Origin of the sequence: Rhodococcus sp. MEB032 (assembly GCF_030208925.1) — a bacterium.
Taxonomy (GTDB): Bacteria; Actinomycetota; Actinomycetes; order Mycobacteriales; family Mycobacteriaceae; genus Rhodococcus_F; species Rhodococcus_F qingshengii.
Genome location: NZ_JARVSY010000001.1, coordinates 556770 through 576284, shown reverse-complemented (window position 1 = coordinate 576284; position 19515 = coordinate 556770). Strand labels below are relative to the sequence as shown.

Annotated in this window: 9 protein-coding genes; 7 read left to right on the top strand and 2 right to left on the bottom strand. The window is 60.4% G+C overall.

Annotation, left to right across the window (positions count from 1 at the left end; genetic code table 11):
* Positions 1-17: 17 nt before the first annotated feature.
* From QRN54_RS02580 to QRN54_RS02565, 4 genes are read left to right on the top strand one after another with little or no spacing between them, the layout of a single operon-like run.
* Positions 18-2603, top strand: a complete 2586-nt coding sequence (locus tag QRN54_RS02580; protein WP_502944040.1) for an Eco57I restriction-modification methylase domain-containing protein — start codon at positions 18-20, stop codon at positions 2601-2603.
* On the top strand, positions 2603-9031 hold the full coding sequence (locus QRN54_RS02575) for a DEAD/DEAH box helicase family protein (RefSeq protein ID WP_285181530.1): 6429 nt from the start codon (positions 2603-2605) through the stop codon (positions 9029-9031). The genes QRN54_RS02580 and QRN54_RS02575 overlap by 1 nt, the downstream gene beginning before the upstream one ends.
* Entirely contained in the window at positions 9032-11245 is a 2214-nt protein-coding gene (locus tag QRN54_RS02570; RefSeq protein ID WP_285181529.1) for a 3'-5' exonuclease, read from the top strand.
* Positions 11246-11305: 60 nt separating this feature from the next.
* Positions 11306-12448, top strand: coding sequence for an HIRAN domain-containing protein (locus tag QRN54_RS02565; RefSeq protein ID WP_285181528.1), 1143 nt, complete (start codon positions 11306-11308; stop codon positions 12446-12448).
* A gap of 27 nt (positions 12449-12475) precedes the next feature.
* Here the strand turns inward: QRN54_RS02565 and QRN54_RS02560 are convergent, their stop codons facing one another.
* Both QRN54_RS02560 and QRN54_RS02555 read right to left on the bottom strand, forming a co-directional pair.
* Positions 12476-13885: an acyl-CoA synthetase gene (locus QRN54_RS02560; RefSeq protein WP_285181527.1), complete on the bottom strand. Its 1410-nt coding sequence runs from the start codon at positions 13883-13885 to the stop codon at positions 12476-12478.
* Positions 13886-13913: 28 nt separating this feature from the next.
* Entirely contained in the window at positions 13914-15254 is a 1341-nt protein-coding gene (locus QRN54_RS02555) for an SLC13 family permease (RefSeq protein WP_064688651.1), read from the bottom strand.
* A gap of 99 nt (positions 15255-15353) precedes the next feature.
* On the opposite strand from QRN54_RS02555, the gene QRN54_RS02550 reads away from it, so the two are divergent.
* From QRN54_RS02550 to folE, 3 genes are all read left to right on the top strand, one after another.
* Positions 15354-16001 (top strand): FadR/GntR family transcriptional regulator, encoded by a 648-nt coding sequence (locus QRN54_RS02550; protein ID WP_007727006.1) that lies wholly within the window; start codon positions 15354-15356, stop codon positions 15999-16001.
* 267 nt (positions 16002-16268) lie between these two features.
* On the top strand, positions 16269-18833 hold the full coding sequence (ftsH, locus tag QRN54_RS02545; protein WP_285181526.1) for an ATP-dependent zinc metalloprotease FtsH: 2565 nt from the start codon (positions 16269-16271) through the stop codon (positions 18831-18833).
* Positions 18834-18892: 59 nt separating this feature from the next.
* Positions 18893-19510 (top strand): GTP cyclohydrolase I FolE, encoded by a 618-nt coding sequence (gene folE, locus QRN54_RS02540; protein WP_019746783.1) that lies wholly within the window; start codon positions 18893-18895, stop codon positions 19508-19510.
* Positions 19511-19515 lie beyond the last annotated feature (5 nt).

Genomic DNA, 19515 nt, shown 5'->3' with positions numbered 1-19515 from the left:
GTGTCCACCACTTCTTGGTGCCGACCAGCGGCTGGGGTTCGACTGTCGAGGCCAAGGAAGCAAAAGAGCTCGCGCCGGACGCTCTGGCTGATCTGAAGACATGGCGGAAAGAGCTCAAGCCCCAGCCGACAACTGCCCAGGTTCGCAAACTCAAAGAGCTCGCCGGCCGTGTGGAGACATTGTGGCTGCTGGCACACAAGCGCCTCGAGATCGCGGAGCGGGAGATCCGTCGGCCGATTCCAGTGTGGGGACGTGAAACCGAGAGCGCAGAAACCGTTGTCACGCGCGATCTGATCGAAGCGTCGTTGGCAGACGAGAATGGCGCGTATCGGCGTTTGCGTCGGGTCATGGACGCATGGTGTGCGCTGTGGTTCTGGCCGCTGGTCGACGACGACGCAACGGTTAAAGACGATCTCGTACAGCCTCCGACCTTGGATCAGTGGATCGACACTTTGACCGGTCTGCTCGGCACTTCCATCGGAGAATCGAAGCCGGAGAAGAAGCACGGCCAGCTCAATTTGTTCTCAATTCAGTCTTGGGACGAGCTCGAGGCAGTTGAGTCCAACGAGTTGCTCTTTGCGAAAGCTGCCAAAGTCGATGAGCTGAAGAAGAACTCGCCCTGGCTGGTGGTTGCGGAGCGCCTGGCCGCTCGCCAGGGCTTCTTCCATTGGGAACTCGATTTCGCGGCTGTTTTCTCTCGAGGAGGCTTCGACCTCCAGGTCGGTAACCCGCCTTGGGTTCGTCCGAGGTCGGACGTCGATGCACTTCTCTCGGAGGGCGACCCGTGGTTTCAGCTCGCCGTAAAGCCGACCCAATCGGAGTATAAGGCAAAACGTAATGCAACACTCGAAATCGAAGGCATCAGCGACCTCGTCCTGGGCGGTACGTCGGATGTCGCCGCAACCGCAGCATTCGTTGGCGACGCGCGGCAGTACCCGCATCTTATGGGACTTCAACCCGATCTCTATAGATGCTTTATGGAGCAGACTTGGCGGCATAACTCGCGTCGAGGGAGGGTGGGATTAATACATCTCGAATCTCATTTCACTGACGAAAAAGCCGGTCGTCTTAGGGAGGCGACGTATGAACGATTGCGACGCCATTGGCACTTTGTGAATGAACGAAAACTATTTGAGATAAAAGATCAGAAGATGTTTGGTGTTAATATTTACGGATCGTCGAGGAAAGTGGAATTCTTGAATTCCTGCTGGCTTTACCTGCCGGAGACTGTGGAGCGCTCACTAAGGCATGACGGGACAGGTTATGAACCAGGGCTGAAGGATTTGGATGGAAATTGGGATTTGAGACCGCACCGTGATCGCGTGGTGACAGTCACTGATTCGGTGCTCGCTTCTTGGCAGGACGTGACCGAATCGGGGGAGGGTCCGGTACGTCAAACTCGAATGGTCTATACAGTTAACCAATCCAGTGCGAATGTTCTCAGTAAGGTTGCGCAGTCGCCGAGGGTGGGTCAGCTCAATGTCAAGTATTCGCGTGGTTGGGATGAATCGATCGACCGACGTAAAGGACTTTTCGAGGCAGAGTGGGGCGTGGCTAATTCGTGGGCTGATGTAATACTGCAGGGTTCACATCTATTTGTGGGTACTCCACGCTACAAGGTTCCCAACAAGGAAATGAAGCACAACCAGGATTGGTACCCGACCGATTATGAAAGCCTAGCCGCCGAAAGTGTTCCGACTACGTCCTTCAAGCCATCCGGAAGTCGAGAACGCTACGACTCTTCGTATAACTCGTGGGAGGAGACTGACCGTGACGGAGTGATCGCCACCGTTTTTGCGCGAGATGTGTATCGTGTGGCTTGGCGCCGGATGGCTGCTAATACCGGTGAACGGACACTCGCTCCCGCGATAATTCCTCCTGGGGCGGCACACGTTAATACAATTCGTTCGGCGTGGATGCCGGAGCATGAGTTGGCAGTAGTGGCAGGTACGGCGGCGAGCATTTTATCCGACTTTGTTATCCGGGCAGTACCAAAAAACGATATAATAGAACGCACATTTGCTAGATTGCCCAGAATTTCAGGGAAGATTGCGGCTGGGGTTGCATTCAGGGCGCTTCGTATAAACTGTCTCACCGATGCATACTCTCGTTTGTGGGAGCAGTGCTTTGGTGTCGAGATGCAAGCAGAGGCTTGGGCTGGGGGTTTCGCCCACTCTCGCCGTAAACCTTTAGGTGAGATTTCTCCAATGTGGACGTCGGAGAGTCCACTGCGGATAGGTGCGGATCGTCGTCAGGCATTGGTCGAGATCGACGCACTAGTTGCTCTCGGGCTCGGACTCACTGCGGACGAGCTTTGCACTATTTATCGCACACAATTCCCGGTTCTGTATGGGTTTGACCGAAAGACGTACCTCTACGACTTCAATGGCCGTGTGGTACCCAACGAAGTCCTCAGTGTGTGGCGCAAGAAGGGCGACGCGATCAACGAGGACGAACGCACTGCCACAAACCCGGCAGGCAACACGTACACCTACGAATTGCCATTCCAGTTCCTGGACCGCGAAGCGGACATGCGCGAGGCATATACGGAATTCGAACGCCGACTTGGCATTACGGGCGGCACGGCAGCGGGTGCCAACTGATGGCCACTGAACTTCTGCCGCTCTCGCAGGCCGAGCGCATCACTGCCAGTCTGCTCGACTACCTCGGCACTACTTTCGCACTTGCGGACCCCGATGCACGACGTGAATTGGATGCGTTTCTCGAACATCCCTCAACCGGGATGTTTCGCGGACCATATCTGCGGCTGCGCATGCCATTTCGGCCTGCCGAAGACGGCTGGCGAGACTCCTTGGAATGGTATGAGGGGTTCACGCCGTACGGCCATCAGGCCGCCGCCTTCGAGCGGCTCAGTAGCGCGAACCTAGGACCTGACAAGTCGCGGCCGTTGCCCACTCTCGTTACGACGGGTACCGGTTCGGGAAAAACCGAAGCTTTCCTCTACCCGATTCTCGATCACGTTCTGCGTGCGAAACGCCAGGGCGTGACCGGCACCAAGGCGATCGTCCTCTATCCGATGAACGCGCTGGCAAACGATCAGGCGCAACGGCTCGCCGGTTTGATCACCGAGCACAAGGAGCTCGGCGGAATCACAGCCGCGCTCTACACCGGTGAAGCTGGCGCAACCCGGACGACCGTCGGCCCCGACGGACTGATCAGCGACCGGGACGTAATCCGAAGCGTCGCACCAGACATTCTGCTGACCAACTACAAAATGCTTGACCAGCTGCTGCTCCGCCCGGCTGATGCAGAACTGTGGCGACAGAGTGCTCACAGCCTTCAATATCTGGTTCTCGACGAATTTCACACCTATGATGGCGCTCAGGGCACCGACGTATCAATGCTGTTGCGCCGTCTCGGAATGACTCTCAAGAGTTATTGGGTTGACGGTGACACCGGCATCTCAGACGAAGACCGCGCCCGCCCACTAGGACGCGTCACGCCGATCGCGACGTCGGCGACTCTGGGAGACGGCAATGACTCCTCGACCATGCTCGATTTTGCCCGCACGGTCTTCGGTGACGAATTCACGGCTGATTCGGTGGTCACCGAATCCCGAGAATCATTGCAGGAGTGGTCAGATGGCGCTTCCTCGCGAATCGCTGAAACCGGGATCACCGTTGCACAAATTGACGAGAAACGACTTCGAGAGCTCGCATCTGCTTCCAGTGCGACTGATCCTGTTGACGTATCGCGGGCTGCGCTTCGGTCGCTCTACAGGGTGCCGAACGGATTCGAAGACAACGAGATTGATGGTCTCAGCCTCGATTTGATTCGAGCGCATCCAGTATTTCATCGAATAGTCGAACGCTGCGAATCAGCAGTACCCATTCTCGACCTACCCGATCCTGCGTTGTTTGCGGGCACAGACGAGTCCCTCGCGTCAGACCTCGCGCGCATCGACCCAAACATCAGAGCCCAGGCCCTACGGGCGCTGGTCACGACTCTCAGCCACGTGCGTGCGGTTTCGGGACGCACCGCACCATCGGTGGACGTTCATCTCTGGGTTCGGGAGCTCACCCGGCTGGATCGGGCAGCATCGGGGGCACCCCAGTTCGCCTGGGGCGACGACGGTCTACTGCTCAGCGACGATTCTCATGACGATTCACTCGCGGCTCCGTACCTTCCCGCGCTCTACTGCCGGCACTGCAATCGATCCGGCTGGGGAATTCTACTCGCACCTACCGGCACGGATCTCGATGTCGACGACTCTACAATCCGGCGTCGCAAGCTCGCTGACGATGACCGCTTCCGGGCTCTCATCCATGCACCGGTAGAAGGGGAGGCAGCGGTTGACTCGACATCGGACTCGAGTGCTCCGTCGAAACCTACTTCTGCGTCCGAGCTTTCATGGCTGGTAGTCGACGATCGTCGCATCACTCGACAACGGCCTGCCGAATCGGTTGTTGCCGAGGGTGGCGCCGTGCCCGTGTTGGTCAACGTCGGCGACACCGCCGGTGAGGATTCGATTCGAGATGTATGTCCGTCTTGCCGTCAACGTGACGGAATCCGCTTTCTCGGTTCCGCGATCGCGACGATGCTGTCGGTATCGCTCTCGACACTGTTCGGCACCCCCGGCCTTGATCCGCGAGAGAAGCGTGCGCTGGTCTTCACTGACAGTGTTCAGGACGCGGCACATCGCGCCGGTTTCGTTCAGGCGCGATCCAGGGCTCTCACGCTACGAACTTTGATCCGTCAGGCACTCGAGGACGGCGACACCAACCTCGACGCTCTCGCCCACAAGATGATCACCATGGCGGGCAACGACCGTGCCAAGCGCTACCGACTCCTGCCTCCTGAACTCGCCGATCGGGACGACTTCTCGAAGTTTTGGAGTACCGCGCGCCTGAGTCGAGCTTCGGCGACGTTGAGTGGTTTTGTCACCAAGCGACTTCAACTTGATATAGCGATGGAATTCGGTTTGCGTGCCGGCGTCGGTCGAACATTGACGCGTACGGGGACGGCCCTTGCCGAGGTCGATGTCTCGCCTTCGGTGTTGCTGCTCTGTGCACGAGACGTGCTCGACGGGCAGGACGTGCAACTGGCATTGGACACGTACACCGATGCACAGTTGGTTCGTTGGGTCCGAGGAACCTTGGAGCACATGCGAATCCGAGGCGCGATCGCGCACGAATGGTTCGAGAAGTTCCGGACCGACGACGGCAACCGGTGGTGGATCACCGGAGGCCGCAAACGAAGTCAAGGAATGCCAGGTTTTGGCCGCGGGAACTCCGCACCGGGCTTCCCCGTACTCGGCACGGTCAACCGTCGCGACAGCGACTTCGAGCCAGTGGCGTCTGCCCGCGGTTGGTACGCAAGCTGGACGGCAAAAGCTCTTGCCGTCAGTCCAGCCGAGGGGGCAGTCCTCAGTCGACTGCTGTTCGAGCGTCTAAGGCATCGCGATGTCGTAGGCGAGTTAGCAGGCGGTAGTGGAACTCGAACCTTCCATCTGACGCCGGATTCGGTAGTCGCTCGTCCGATCTCCGATAGTGAGATTTCCGACAAGACGGTCTCGCTGGGGTGTAGCAACTGCGGGGATTCGATCATCAGCGGCCACGACACCGTTGATCAACTTGTCGGTGGTCCGTGCCTGATTGCGGCTTGTGCAGGCACCCTTGAACGCCGACGTATCGATGACAACTTCTATCGACAGATGTACACCGTTACCGACATTCGTCGAGTTGTCGCGCGTGAGCACACGTCGCTGTTGCCCGACGAAAAGCGTTTGGAGTACGAGTCACAGTTCAAAGAAACCAATCCGCCGCCAAACGCGCCGAATGTACTCGTCGCGACTCCGACACTGGAGATGGGCATCGATATCGGTGATCTGTCGGCAGTGATGCTGTCATCGCTCCCGCGCTCCGTCGCGTCGTATCTACAGCGAGTCGGCCGTGCAGGTCGACTGACTGGAAATGCGCTTGCCTTGGCATACGTGACCGCACGTGGCGATCAACTGCCACGCTTCGCCAATCCGGATGCGACGATCAACGGCGCAGTCCGACCGCCGGCAACGTATCTGGATGCCGAAGAGATTCTTCGTCGGCAGTTCATCGCTTCGGTTGCCGATCGATTGGCGCGCCTGAAGAATGTGCCACATCCGAGAACCACCCCTGACGCTCTCGGGTCGACCGGACCGAAAACCTACTTGGGCACTCTCATATCCGATGCCGAATCACATTCGACGCTCTATGTGGACGAGTTCGTGGCCGGTTTTCAATCGCTGGACGGCGAGGTAGTTGAGCGACTGCGCGACTTTGCCACACCTCAGAGTGGGCCCGAGAGTAGCGAATTGGCGTCCCGGTGCCATAGCGCGTCGATGGAATGGAACCAACGCATCGAGACGCTGCAGCACCGAAAGAAGGCAGTGGACGCGGTTGTTCCACAACTTCATGCAGCAGCGCAGAGCACAGTGGCCACAGATGATGACAAAGTTGCGTACCGTACCGCTCTCGCCGCCCAGCGACTGGTCGGCACGCAACTCGCGTCCCTGCGGTCCGAATACTGGATCAGTGCGCTGGAAGCGTTCGGGCTTTTTCCCAACTACACGTTGCTCGACGATTCGGTGACCCTCTCGGTCTCCGTCAACTGGATACATCCTGAGACTCAGGAATTCGAACACACCGAGTTCGAGCTCACCCGAGGATCCGCCCAGGCCCTACGCGACTTCGCACCCGGATCCACCTTCTACGCAAGTGGATTCGCTATTGCCATCGACGCCGTCGACCTCGGCGCCGAGGGCGACGCTGTGCACGAGTGGGCTTGCTGTCCCGCTTGCGGTTTCATCGCCGACCTGGGGGACGGTGCGCAGCCTCCGGCGATATGTCCGCGTTGTGGAACAGCAGCAATTGCGGATATCGGCCAGCGCCTCCCCGTCGTAGAACTCTCGAGTGTGTCGGCCGTGGTTCGACGTGAAGAAGCGGCTATCGACGACGGCAAAGAAGAACGAATCCGTAACCCGTTCACGATCATTACTGCTGCGGATATCGACCCGACCTCCTTTACCCGCCGTTGGTTCGTCGAAGGACTCGGCTTCGGAGCGACACATCGTCGTTCGATGACGATCCGATGGATCAATACCGGAGGCAGCCGTAGCGGTGGGTCGTCGCGGATTCTCGCGGGCGGCGAGATCGAGTCTGCAATGTTTCGGGTGTGCTCGGAATGCGGAAAGCTCGACACGGACACGCGGCGCAACTCGCCGAGTGAACACCGTCCCTGGTGTTCGTATCGCAAGGCATTGGAAGAGTCGACGCTCTCGATTGCATTGGCGCGGTCATTGACCACCGAAGGACTGGTTTTGCGGTTGCCGCCATCGGTGACGTGGGGCGATTCCTTTGCAGTTCCATCCCTGTCCGCGGCGCTGCTACTTGGGCTGCGTGAACGAATCGGCGGAGATCCGGACCATCTGCAGATCGTGGCTGTGGTCGATCCTGCCGTGAACGGCGAAAACCGACCCGGTCTGCTGCTGCACGACATCGTCCCCGGAGGTACGGGGTACCTCGCTGATCTTTCCGATCCCAGTACCATTTGGGACGTGCTGAGAAGGGCGCACGCTGTCGTCGTATCGTGCGAATGCCAGCACGAAGGGAAGCTTGCCTGCGAAAAGTGTCTGCTACCGTTCGCGTCGTTCACCGAGGTCAAATTCACGTCGCGGAGTGCTGCTGCACGTCACCTGCGGTCGCTGTTGCTCGGCCGGGAGGTGTCAACGGACGACAACAGTCCGATTCCGGATGCGATGCCGTGGAGCATAACTTCGGATGAACCGCCTATGGTCGATCTGGAGTCGAACCTCGAACGGCGCTTCCGGGTCGTGTTTGCCGAGCGCCTCCGGGCGCTTGGTGCGACGATCGTCGAGAAACCGACCGACAGAGGCGTCGCGTGGGACGTGGCGCTCGGATCATCCAACAGATGGAGTTTGAGGCCTCAGGAAAATATCCTGGGAAGCAAGCCGGACTTCGTTCTGACGTCAGCGACGCCGGGTGTTCCTCCGACCGCGATCTTCACCGACGGATGGCAATTCCATGCCAGTCCTTCGAAAAATCGGCTTGCGGACGATGCGGAGAAACGACGTAACTTACGTGACGGTGGCTACCAAGTCGTCGCCGTGACGCATCAAGATCTCGAGGGTAAGCCATCGACGTCACCGATCTTGGCCGCCGAGCGCGTCCCGGGGTTGCTGCAGATGGCAGGTGATCAGCTTGCCAAGAGTTCTGTCGACCTCGTATTCGCCACCGCCATTGATTTACTGCTTGCGTGGATGCAGAGCCCGCAAGCGCAGTCGCGGCGGAACCTTGCACATTGGCTCCCGGTCCTGGCGATCATGGGAATGAGTGCCTCGGCAACTCAGACCGGCGGTGCGGCACCTGCGGTGCTCGCGGGACGGCTGATCGACGGTGGTGTTTTCGCGGATCCGAATGGGGACACGATCACGTGGCGAGACCGTGGATTCGCGATCGCGGTGCGGGTTCCCGCCGGAAAGTCGCCCAACGATGCAGAGATAGCCGTCGTCATCGACGACGACGATTCTGCGTTGTCCATGGAGACACGCGATTTGTGGAGGGAATGGCTTCGCTGGTCCAACCTGCTCGAGTTGCGTCCGCTTCCTGCGGTCGTGACTACGCGCCGGCACCTGGCGTCTTCATCGATGAATCTGGGGTCGCCCGCCTCGACTGTCACGGGGGGCCCAAGTGAATCTGTGACACTGACCGGGCCTTGGCGTGAGGTGTACGACGAGGTGGTTCAGGCGGCTCAGTCGCTGGTTACCGGATTGGCCGCGTCTGATCTCCCAATTCCGGAGGTCGGTGAGGAGGTCGCAGGGGTGCCTCTCGAAATATCCTGGCCTTCACTGCGAATCGCTGTCGATCTGGGTCTTGATGCTGAGGATCGCGAGGGGTTGTCGGCGGCAGGATGGACGCTGTGCCCAGTGGATGCGAAAAAGGTAATCGAGCTTGTCCAAGCAGAGGGTCTTGCACAGACGCCTTCTGTGACTATTGATTCAGTGAAAGGCGAGTAGATGCCTCAGATTGTCATCGGACGTGGACTGGACAAGATCGATGGGAGTCTCCACAAGGCAACCTATGCGTTTTTGGCGAAGCTGTCGGCCAACGACGACAACAAGAGCCTGCACATTGAGCCGATCAACAACTCAGCTGATCCGCGTGCCCGGACGGGAAGGGTGGACCTCTCCAATCGTGCGGTTCTGTTCAAAGTTCAAGGCAGCGGCCAGGACGCATCGTACGTATTCATCGGTACCTACCCGCACGACGAGGCAATCAAGATTGCTCAGACACAAAGGATGGCCGTCAATCCGCGTAACGGTATCGCTGAGCTACTGCCGGTCGAAAATGCAGCTCCAGCGCCGGTTTACTCAGCGCCGGTTGCAGTTTCCGAAAACCGTACGCCGTCGATTGAACAATCCTTACGCCGGCGTGAGTTCACAGCTGAAGATTTGACGGAGCTGGGACTGGACCTCGAGTTCGCCTCGGGTGCTCTGGACATCAACGATCCTGATGCATTGCTCGAGTACGCGGAGACGGCGCCGGCAACGTGGCAAGGCACTGCTCTCGTCGACATCTTCACGGGAACGTCATTGGCAGATGTCAAGGAGAAGTACGCGCTCGATACTGTCGAATCCGATGACGGTACCGAGGACGACAAACTGCTCAGGGCCCTCCGGCATCCTGCGGCGCGAATGGAATTCGCGTTCATCGAGGACAACGACGAGCTTCGCGAAGCTATCGAGCGTCCGGATTTCGCCGCATGGCGCATCTTTCTCCATCCGGAACAGCGTGCGTATGCGTTCAAAGACATCAACGGTCCCTTCCGTCTGACTGGCGGTGCAGGAACCGGCAAGACGGTCGTCCTTCTCCATCGCGCACGCGAGCTTCATCGCAAGAACCCTACGGCGCGAATCATCCTCACAACCTACGGCGCCACCCTCGCAGAGAGCCTACGGGCGCAATTTCGTCAGCTTGATTCCACCGTGACACTCGCGGCCGACATGGGAAAACCAGGTGTATATATTGCCGGCGTCGACGCCATCGCTTCGCGCGTCCTGCACAAATACGAAAGTCAGCTTGGCGGAGGTGCTGATGTAAACGGCGCAGTTGCAACAGTTCTCGGCCCTCGAACAGCGCAAGTGTTCAAGAATCAGGGTTTCGATGCATGGAAACAGGCGATCGGTGCTTACGGAGCCGATCTGCCGAATGAGTTGAAAGTGGACTCGTTCTTCGAAGCGGAGTACAGCTTGGTAGTTCTACCGAACTCTGTCACCACGCGCGAAGAATACTTGCGTGTGAAGCGCTCTGGGCGGGGGGTGTCACTCAATCGGTCGAAGCGAAACGCGGTGTGGGACGTCATCGCCGGCTACCGAGCGTCTGGAGCGGCGTCGGGTTCGACTGACTTCGACGAGAAAGCCGCCATCGCTGCAGCAGTGCTGCGCGACGGATCGTCGGCACTCGCCGATCACGTGCTCGTGGATGAAGCTCAGGACTTGAGCCCGAGCCGTTTTCAGCTCCTTCGAGCTCTCGTATCTGGAGGTAAGAATGATCTGTTCTTTGCAGAGGACACTCATCAGCGGATATACGGTCAACGAGTTGTTCTCGGACGGTACGGCATCAACATTGTGGGGCGCTCGCGTCGCCTCACGCTCAATTACCGAACGACCGAACAAAACTTGCACTACGCCCTCGGGATTCTCTCTGGCGCAGAATTCACCGATCTGGGTGATCTGCCGGAGACTTCAGAGGGGTACCGATCCGCTCGCAGTGGGCCTAAACCCCAACAGATTTCGGTATCGAACCTCACCGAGCAATATGACGTCGTTGCCAAACTCGTGAAGACTTGGACAGCGGCTGGTACGGATGCAGAATCCATCGGTTTGCTTGTCCCCACAAAGAAAGAGGGCCAAGCACTTCCGCGCGCACTGGGTGAACGTGAGACGTCTGCAACATTCGTCGACCGGAATTCATCAGGTGCCAAGGGAACTCCTCAGGTGATGACCATGCACCGGGCAAAGGGTATGGAGTTCGCGAAGGTTGTTCTCGTTGGAGTGGGAGAGAACTCGATTCCACGGTCCTATGTGGTGGATTCCCTCCCGGAGGGGGAGCGTGACGACGCGCTTCAAAGGGAGAGGTCGCTGCTGTATGTGGCTGCAACTCGAGCAAGAGACAACTTAGTCGTGGTGTGGACTGGAAAGCCTAGTGCGTTGCTTCCTGAAATAGGTTGACAAATCGGTCTTTCGGAGGCAGGCGCTCCATATCTCACCAAATACAGGAGTAGAACGAAAATGAGTGACGTTGGTGGGCAGTGGTGTCCATATCCGCTTTGGGGAGGGCGCGGAGACTGGTGCAACGAGGAAGTCGTCGGTGTTCATGCCTATACCGATGCGATCAGGTCGACTTTGGGTTCCGACTTCGACCCTGGAGGTACATCCGTCCGTAGAACGGTGGAACTCATCCCGGAGCCCGGCAATCCGCATGATCGCTATGCAGTCTCGGTCAGGGCATCGAACTATTTGATCGGCTACTTGGCGCGAGAGCGGGCGATCCTGTTCCACAGTCGCTTGGCGGAGCTGATCAAGCGCGGGTTGGTGCCTACAGTGCCCGCATCGATCCGTGCTTACGACCGCAACTCTTGGGACGACACGCCAGGAACTCCAGTGGAGTTGTCTGTCTCCGTGGAGATTCAGCTCAGTGAACCGCATCTATTGATACCAGGCAACGAACCACCTGAGATCCCGTATACGCTGCTACCGTCTGGCGCCTCTGTCCAGGTCACCAAAGTCGACGACCATTTCGACGTGCTTCGGAATTATGTAGAGCCGGAGGGCGAGCTGGAATTGCTCGTCACTTTGCATGAATTAGACGTGAGCACTGCGAGGACGGAAAAGAAGGTGGTGGAGGTCCGTGTCGACGGCCATCGCATCGGGCAGCTGACTCCGCAGACAAGTGCGAAGTTCTTGCCTGCGGTTCGTCATCTCGGAGGCCGAGGGCTCGTCACTGTCGGGAGGGGGTGGTTTCGAGGTTCATCCGTCTCTGCGCAGGTGTCTTTGATGGCGGCGAAGGCGCATGAGCTACCCGAAGACTTCTTGACCGGTGAGCCTTGGACCGTAATCGCCTTGAACCGGCCGAGCCGAATACCAGTCGACGAGGGCAGATCGGTGTGCGCCGAGCCGATTCCCACGTTCGCAATCGATATGGTGACCACCCGTCCACTGACGCCGTGGCAGCAGAAGGAAGCAACCAAGATGCTTATCGCTGCTTCCACTGCGGTTGCCTCGCGAGGCCTACCGGTTGTCGAGCCGCAGGTGAGTTCTGATTCGATCAAAGCAATTGTGTTGGAAAGCCATTCGGCGGATATCTTGGCTGCCCTGGCAGGTATCGAGGACTCGGACTTCGCATTAGCGGTCAAGTACCGGTCGCTCCAATAATTTTGGATCGACCGTTGACCCAACCGCCTAGGTCGTCAGCAGTTTCTTCTGGACTTTGCCCATAGCGTTGCGGGGCAAGCTGTCCACCAGACAAACCTGGCGTGGGCGCTTGTGGATCGACAGTGATTCGGCGACGAAGTCCGAAACCACAGCGCAGTCGGCTACGTCCCCGACGATGAATGCGACTATGCGCTGTCCGAGATCGTCGTCCGGCACACCGACGACGGCGGCCTCGCGAACGCCGGGGTATGCCAGAAGTGCCTGTTCCACCTCGCCGGCACCGATGCGGTATCCACCGGACTTGATCATGTCGACCGACTCGCGACCTACGATGCGGTGGAATCCGCTGTCGTCGATCACCGCGATGTCGCCGGTGCGGAACCAGCCGTCTTCGGTCATGGATTCCGCTGTCTTCGAGGGGTTCCCGAGGTACTCGTCGAAGAGAACGGCGCCCGCAACTTCCAGTTGCCCAAGCTGCTCTCCGTCGTGCGCCGACAATTCGCCGTTCTCGCTGCGCAACCTCGTCCTGACTCCCGGAACGGCGTGCCCGACCCAACCCGGGCGACGTTCGCCGTCGTGCGTCGTGCTGACGGTGATGAGGGTTTCACTCATTCCGTAGCGCTCGACGGGAGCCAACCCGGTCAGCGATTTCATCCGCTCGAACAATGGAACCGGAAGTGGTGCACTTCCGGACACGAGCAAGCGCGCGGATCGCAATGCTGCTGCCGCCGAGGGCTCACCGCATACGCGTGACCAGACGGTCGGAACACCGAAGTACAACGAGCCACCCGCTGCGGCATACGAATCCGGAGTTGGTCTGAAGGTATGAATCAGCGGCGAACCCACGCGCAAGGCGCCCAACACGCCGAGAATCAACCCGTGGACGTGGAAGAGGGGCAGTCCGTGGACGAGTGTGTCCTCTGGCGTCCAATTCCACACATGAGCGAGCGCGTCGAGATCCGCTGCGATCGATGCTCGCGAGAGGACAACGCCTTTCGGAGCTCCGGTGGTTCCTGAGGTGTACATGATCAGTGCGGTAGCTGCCGCGCTCGGTTCGGGATAGGACGTCGCAGATCGCGCGTGAATATCGATGGGAATCAACGGGATACTCGAATCCGACGGTCCGTCTCCGAGTATCAGTTCGGCCTGGGAATCGGCGATGATGTGCTGACGTTCGAGCGGGCCGGAGTCCGGCGGGATCGGGACCACGGCAACACCGGCGATCAGTGCGCCGGCGACGGCGACCACTGTCTCGAGGCCGGCGGCGGCTTGTACTGCCACTCGCTGTGCACCATGGATTTGATCGGCGACCGCGGTGGCGGCGGCAAACAAGTCGGCGCGAGAGAGGGTTGCGCCTTCGCCGAAACTGACCGCCGCTCCGTGATCGTCGAAGATGCGGGGGTCGAGGGAGCGCAGAAGTGTGGATTCGCTGTTCATCGCGAGTTCCCTTTCTTTGAGCGAAGATTCAGACGGACCAGGGAACAACGAACAGCAGCCAGGCGAGAATCGGCGTCACCACCATGATGGTCATGCCCCACCGCATCGTCAGCCCGAACACCACGTCGCGTTCTTCCGGAGCGGCGTTCGCGACCACCAGCGCGCCGTTGGTCGAGAACGGACTGCAATCGACCAGAGACGAGGAGATTGCCAGCGCGATGACCAGACCGGTTGCATTGACCTGACCGGTCATGAGGAATGGAATTGCCAAAGGGATGAGTGCGCCGAGGATTCCCGTGGTGGATGCAAACGCCGACACGATCGCGCCGATCAGACAGATCAAGAACGCCGCGAGAAGTGGAATCCCCACGTGTGCAACAGAATCCCCGAGCCACTGGACGGTGTTCTGGTTCTGCAGAAGAGCGACGTACGTGACGATTCCGCCGATGAGGAGCACGGTGCCCCAGCTGATCTTGTCGACGGCGCCGCGGGCGGAGGCCGGGAAGATCAGGGTGAGAAGTACCGCGACGGTCAGTGCGGTGAATCCGACGTCGAGGTCGAACACCAAGGCGCCGAGTGCAAGCGACGCCAGTCCGAGCAAGGTGAGTCGGCGCTCGAGATTGAGCGCTCCCTCGTGCGGAGCGGTCCCACCCGAGGACTTGCCGCCACCCTTCGAGCTGTCGCCGGAACCCGAACCGGTGATGGTGTCGCTCCCGCCAGACGCATTGCCGACTGCGTTGACGAGCACGCGTTCGGAGGCGCCGCGCGCAATCAACGCGCGTCCGCCGAACGAGACGTACGCGATTGCGGCAACAACGGCCGCGGCCGCGAAGGTCGAGACGAACAGCAAGGCCGGGCTCGACGGGAGGCCGTTCTGACGCATGACGTCGTTGGTGATCACGCCGAAGATTCCGATAGGGGAGAAGCTGCCCGCAGTTGCGCCCTGGACGACCATGAAGCCCATCAGCATGGGGTGGATCCGGTAGCGGGTGGCGAAGCCCATTGCCACCGGCGCGATGATGGCGACGGCAGCGGGACTGACCGCGCCCATGGCGGTCACGGCTGCGCACACCGCGAACATCGCCCACGGCACGAGGGCCACTCGTCCTCTGACCGCGCGGACTGCCGCGTGAATGATCCAGTCGACCGTGCCGTTGTTTCTGGCCAGCGCGAACAGGTAGGTGACGCCGACCAGGATGACGAAGAGGCTGGCCGGGAAGCCGTCGAGGATCTCGCTGGTATCGACGGTGAAGACCAGTGTTCCGACGACGAAGGCAGCCACCAGGGCGAGCGCACCCATGTTCACCGACCTCACGGTGGATATGACGAACACCAGGACAAGTACTGACAGGGCTATGACATTTGCCATCGAACTCTCAATCCGTTCGCGACCAGCTTGTGGTCTGCATCACTTGGAATTGGCCTAGCCTCTCTGCCACTGCTCCATTTGTCAAGTACACTCCGAGGCATGAATTCGACGTCATCGCCCGGCTCGCGCTCGGGCCTGCCCGGACGATTGAAGCGTCCGCGTCTGTATGAGCAGTTGGCCGAGCACATTTCGAATTTCATCGAGGCTCAAGGCCTTTCGCCCGGCGATCGGCTTCCTCCCGAACGCAGCCTGGCTGCCGAACTCGGCGTCAGTCGAGCGTCGCTGGCTCAAGCGCTCGTGGCCCTCGAGATTCGGGGCAGAGTCGAAATCCAGCACGGTAACGGTGCGGTGATTCGCGAAGCTCCGACGCCCGACGCGGGTAGGTCTGCAGACTCGGGAGTGCGGTTGCAAGACCGAACCGTCGATGAACTGACTGCTGCCAGGGAGGCGATCATGGCCGGCCTGGCTCGGGCGGCGGCGTCGAATCCCAACGCTGCGCTTCGGGTCGCGATGTTGACCGACGACGGGACCGCGAGAAACTTCGCCGAGACATGGCGCTGCGTCAGGCACCTGGCCGGTGGCGGCCTATTGGCTGATCTCGACGACACCATCGCCAAGCAGGCAGACGTGCCCGAGTCCTCGGCGCGACTGTCTGCGCGACTCGATCAGCTCGCCCACCGGATCATCGACGGTGACCAATCGGGCGCCGCTGACGCTGTTGCGGGAATCCTCTCCGAAACGGCCTGACGAATAACGACGGACGAGCGTCGGAAAAGCGCACGATAACCACTATGAGCATGTTCGCTCACAGGAAACTGTGCTGCGACGTAGCCCGGGAACCTGATCGGCAATGCGCACGTTGAACACAGTGACGACCGTTCCAACCAAGCGGCACGGCCGCTGGCGGGCATCGATGGGGCCGATCGCGGTAACCTGCAGGTGTCCGGTTGGCAGCCGGAAGGCGACCTGGCAGACCCGCACTCTCGAAAGGACCGGCCACATCGGCCGACCTGTATGAACCGTAAGACTGTGTTCCGTAACGTGCTACTCGTAGCCGTCGTGCTGTTGGTGATCTATGCCTTCAGCTACTTCAGCAACGACACCCGCGACTTCAAGACCGTCGACACCTCGGTCGCGATCTCCCAACTCGACGCCAAGAACGTTGAGTCGGCGCAGATCGACGACCGTGAGCAGCAGGTTCGTCTGTGGCTCAAGAACGGCAACGACGCCACCGACGGTAAGACGCAGATCCTGGCGAAGTACCCCGCGAGTGCGTCGGAGCAGATCTTCGACAAGGTCGAAGGCGCCGGTGCGGACAAGTTCAACACGACGGTCACTCAGGAGAGCTGGCTGACGTCGATCCTTCTATTCGTGCTGCCGATGATCATTCTGTTCGGCATCTTCTTCTTCGTCATGAACCGGATGCAGGGCGGCGGTGGTCGCGGCGGAGTCATGGGATTCGGTAAGTCGAAGGCCAAGCAGCTCACCAAGGACATGCCGAAAACCACGTTCGCCGACGTCGCCGGTGCGGACGAGGCTGTCGAAGAGCTGTACGAGATCAAGGACTTCCTGCAGAACCCGACTCGCTACCAGGCGCTCGGCGCCAAGATTCCGCGCGGTGTGCTGCTGTACGGCCCTCCCGGAACCGGTAAGACGCTGCTCGCTCGCGCTGTCGCAGGCGAAGCCGGCGTCCCGTTCTTCACCATCTCCGGCTCGGACTTCGTCGAGATGTTCGTCGGTGTCGGTGCTTCGCGTGTTCGCGACATGTTCGAGCAGGCCAAGCAGAACAGCCCCTGCATCATCTTCGTCGACGAGATCGACGCCGTCGGTCGTCAGCGCGGCGCAGGCCTGGGCGGCGGACACGACGAGCGCGAGCAGACGCTCAACCAGTTGCTCGTCGAGATGGACGGCTTCGGTGATCGCACCGGCATCATCTTGATCGCCGCAACCAACCGCCCCGACATCCTCGACCCCGCACTGCTGCGTCCGGGACGCTTCGATCGCCAGATTCCGGTCGGCGCCCCCGACCTCGCCGGTCGCCGCGCGATCCTGCGCGTGCACTCGCAGGGCAAGCCGATCGATCCCAACGCCGACCTCGAAGGTCTCGCCAAGCGGACCGTCGGAATGTCGGGTGCTGATCTCGCCAACGTCATCAACGAGGCTGCGCTGCTCACCGCACGCGAAAACGGAACCGTCATCACCGAAGCCTCGCTCGAGGAATCGGTGGACCGTGTTGTCGGTGGACCGCGGCGTAAGAGTCGCATCATCAGCGAGCACGAGAAGAAGATCACGGCGTACCACGAGGGCGGTCACACGCTGGCTGCTTGGGCAATGCCTGACATCGAGCCGGTCTACAAGGTCACGATCCTCGCTCGCGGACGCACCGGCGGCCACGCGATGACCGTGCCCGAGGACGACAAGGGTTTGATGACGCGTTCGGAGATGATCGCTCGTCTCGTCATGGCAATGGGTGGACGCGCCGCCGAGGAGTTGGTGTTCCACGAGCCCACCACCGGAGCGTCGTCCGATATCGACATGGCGACCAAGATCGCCCGCGCGATGGTCACCGAATACGGCATGAGTGCCAAGCTCGGCGCGGTTCGCTACGGACAGGAGGGCGGGGATCCGTTCCTCGGCCGTTCGATGGGCGTTCAGTCCGACTACTCACACGAGATCGCCCGTGAAATCGACGAAGAGGTGCGCAACCTCATCGAGGCAGCGCACACCGAAGCGTGGGCAATCCTCAACGAGTACCGCGATGCGCTCGACCTCATCGCTACCGAACTGCTCGAGCGTGAGACGTTGACTCGCAAGGACCTCGAGAAGATCCTTGCCGGCGTCGAAAAGCGTCCGCGCATCACGGCTTTCAACGATTTCGGTGGGCGCACGCCTTCGGATCGTCCGCCGGTGAAGACTCCTCGCGAACTCGCGATCGAGCGCGGCGAAACCTGGCCGGAGCCCGCTGCCGCACCTGTTCTCGTCAAGGCAGGTGCACCCAACAGCGGTGCACCCAACGGTGGTCTCCCCAACAACGGTGGTCTCCCCAACAACGGCAACCAGGGACCCTCGAACGGCTACGCACAGCCTTCGTACCCGCAGCCGAGTGCTCCGCAGCAGACTCCGCAACCGGGAACACCCGACTACGGAGCGCCCGCCGGATGGTCGGCACCGGGTTGGCCTCCGCGTGAGAACCCGTCGCCGACGTACCCCGGACAGCAGTCGGGTGGGTACACCGGTGGACAGAATCCGACCCCGCCGAACCAGTCGCAGGGCCAGTACGGTCAGCCCCAACACGGTCAGCCCCAGCCCGATCAGGGGCAGTACGGCCAGCCGCACCCGGGGCAGCAGGCGTACCCGGAGCAGCCGCATCCCGGCCGCCGTTACCCCGCGCAGCCCGATTACCCGGTGCAGTACCCGGACAGTGGACCTTTCGCCGATCCGAACCGGGGAAACCCGTCGGGTGAAAACCAGTGGCAGAGCCCCGCACCGGAACAGCCGCAAACTCCTCCGCCGCACCATTCGGCTGAGGACGAGGGACCGAGCACCGTTCGCTGGGACGGACCGGACGGATCTCGCTGACCTTGCGCCACTAGGCTCTGCGGCGGGGGACCTGTGAACAATTCTCGAGGAGAGTTCGGTTGTCGGTGAATGATGTGGCCAGTGAACTGGTGTCGCTCGGAACGGGCCGCCCGTTCGATCAGGCGCGGGCAGAGGCTGCCGTACGGGAATTGTTGATCGCGGTCGGTGAAGATCCGGAGCGCCCAGGCCTGCTCGATACGCCGGCCCGGGTTGCGCGCTCGTACAAGGAGATCTTCGCGGGTCTGTACTCCGAACCCGACGACGCGTTGAACACAACTTTCGACGAGGGTCACCAGGAGTTGGTGCTCGTGCGAGACATTCCGATGTTCTCGACGTGCGAGCACCACCTGGTGTCCTTCCACGGTGTTGCTCACGTTGGCTACATCCCGGGAAAGTCGGGCAAGGTCACCGGTTTGTCGAAGCTCGCGCGCGTCGTCGACCTGTACGCCAAGCGTCCGCAGGTTCAAGAACGCCTGACCAGTCAGATCGCGGATGCTTTGATGCGCAAGCTCGACCCGCGTGGAGCCATCGTCGTCATCGAAGCCGAGCATCTGTGCATGGCGATGCGCGGTATCCGCAAGCCCGGAGCCAGCACGACCACGTCTGCGGTTCGTGGGCTCCTGCAATCCAGCGCGGCCTCGCGGTCCGAAGCGCTGGACCTCATCCTGCGTAAGTGAGCAAG

Coding starts and splice junctions, on each gene's coding strand:
- QRN54_RS02570 (WP_285181529.1), top strand. CDS start 9,032: ATGCCTCAGATTGTCATCGGACGTGGACTGGACAAGATCGATGGGAGT.
- QRN54_RS02560 (WP_285181527.1), bottom strand. CDS start 13,885: ATGAACAGCGAATCCACACTTCTGCGCTCCCTCGACCCCCGCATCTTC.
- QRN54_RS02550 (WP_007727006.1), top strand. CDS start 15,354: ATGAATTCGACGTCATCGCCCGGCTCGCGCTCGGGCCTGCCCGGACGA.
- QRN54_RS02575 (WP_285181530.1), top strand. CDS start 2,603: ATGGCCACTGAACTTCTGCCGCTCTCGCAGGCCGAGCGCATCACTGCC.
- QRN54_RS02565 (WP_285181528.1), top strand. CDS start 11,306: ATGAGTGACGTTGGTGGGCAGTGGTGTCCATATCCGCTTTGGGGAGGG.
- ftsH (WP_285181526.1), top strand. CDS start 16,269: ATGAACCGTAAGACTGTGTTCCGTAACGTGCTACTCGTAGCCGTCGTG.
- QRN54_RS02555 (WP_064688651.1), bottom strand. CDS start 15,254: ATGGCAAATGTCATAGCCCTGTCAGTACTTGTCCTGGTGTTCGTCATA.